Annotated in this window: 3 protein-coding genes; 1 reads left to right on the top strand and 2 read right to left on the bottom strand. The window is 44.7% G+C overall.

Features of this window, described 5'->3' with window-relative positions; all coding sequences use genetic code 11:
- On the top strand, positions 1-535 hold a 535-nt coding region (bamC, locus tag R7E47_RS24795), incomplete at its 5' end, for an outer membrane protein assembly factor BamC (protein WP_318085415.1).
- A gap of 127 nt (positions 536-662) precedes the next feature.
- On the opposite strand, the gene R7E47_RS24790 is transcribed toward bamC, so the two are convergent.
- Both R7E47_RS24790 and R7E47_RS24785 read right to left on the bottom strand, forming a co-directional pair.
- Positions 663-866 (bottom strand): DUF2897 family protein, encoded by a 204-nt coding sequence (locus R7E47_RS24790; RefSeq protein WP_005494327.1) that lies wholly within the window; start codon positions 864-866, stop codon positions 663-665.
- A partial coding sequence (locus tag R7E47_RS24785) for a D-alanyl-D-alanine carboxypeptidase family protein (RefSeq protein WP_318085410.1) occupies positions 863-1,205 on the bottom strand: 343 nt, incomplete at its 5' end. The genes R7E47_RS24785 and R7E47_RS24790, both read right to left, overlap by 4 nt.

Raw genomic sequence — 1,205 nt, 5'->3', positions numbered from 1 at the left:
AAATGGCCGACACGGTTTCAAAGTGAGCTTAATTGACTGGCGTGAAGGCGATCAAGTTAAGGAAGTGACTGCGACTAACCGCGAGCGTTACAACGTGTTCATGACTAACTTAGTAACGGCTCGTTACGATCAAGAAGTTCGTGAAGAAGCGCAGCGTAAAGCTCAAGAGTTGGTAAAACAGATTCCTGTCACGATGGGCAAAGACCGCAGTGGTCTGCCTGTTATCATCGCTCGTGCGCAATACAATGTATTGTGGCAGCGTTTACCGAACATTCTGCCTAAGATGGGCTTCACGATTGAAGAGCGCAGCCAGTCACAAGGTACGGTAACAGCGAAGTATGCATCTCCAGATGATGAATTCTGGAATGAAATTGGCGTGAAGCCAGTCGACCTAAAAGCAGGTAAATACACCTTCTTGCTAGGGGACTTGGGCAACCGCACTTCTATCAACATTACCGATTCATCAGGCAAACCTGTTGAAGAAGAGTTCCTGAAATCACTGGTGCCAGTTCTTGGTGCGGTGGTGAAAGAGTAAGTTAGATAGTTGAAGTAAAAAGGGACCATTCGGTCCCTTTTTTGATCGTTTTTTGTTGCTCGGAGCACAGTTGAAATCAATGCATTCAGATGCTTAACTCAATTAGCAAGAGCGACTAGAAAGCCGCTTATTTTTGTTCGTGCTTGTTACTTTCATCGTCGCCGTAACGTTCTTTATCTAGCTCATTTAGACGATCCAAATCGTTCTTGCGACCTTTATCCATCTGGTTGAACTTCATTTTGGCGGTGTACTTCAGAGCGGCAATGTTCCCGATGATCACACTCAAGACCACAATGATGATCACCCAAGGGTTGGTAAGAAATTCGATCATAACGCCTCCGGTGGTGGGGTGATATTGCGAATATAGGTAGATAAGATGCTATCTAAATTATTCAGTATCGATTCTAACCCTGCAATGTTGTGTTGTTGATTTTGTCGAACCAGCTCATCTTTTAGCATTTCGGCGTTCAGTTGAGCAGCACATTGTTGACCGATGGCTTTGTGGCTAATGTGCCAAGGTTCAATGGCGACGCCACCTAAATCTTGCAGATAAGGGAAGAAAAAGCCGAACTCATCAATGTGATCTTTTAACCAACAATAAAACGCCAGCTGATGACCTTCTAGATATTCCCAAGGTTCCAATTGCAGCTTGGTGTCTGGTGGAAGTAAG

The sequence above is a fragment of the Vibrio sp. Vb1026 genome, assembly GCF_033338745.1.
GTDB classification, from domain to species: Bacteria; Pseudomonadota; Gammaproteobacteria; order Enterobacterales; family Vibrionaceae; genus Vibrio; species Vibrio alginolyticus.
This window is presented reverse-complemented; position numbering and strand designations above follow the sequence as displayed.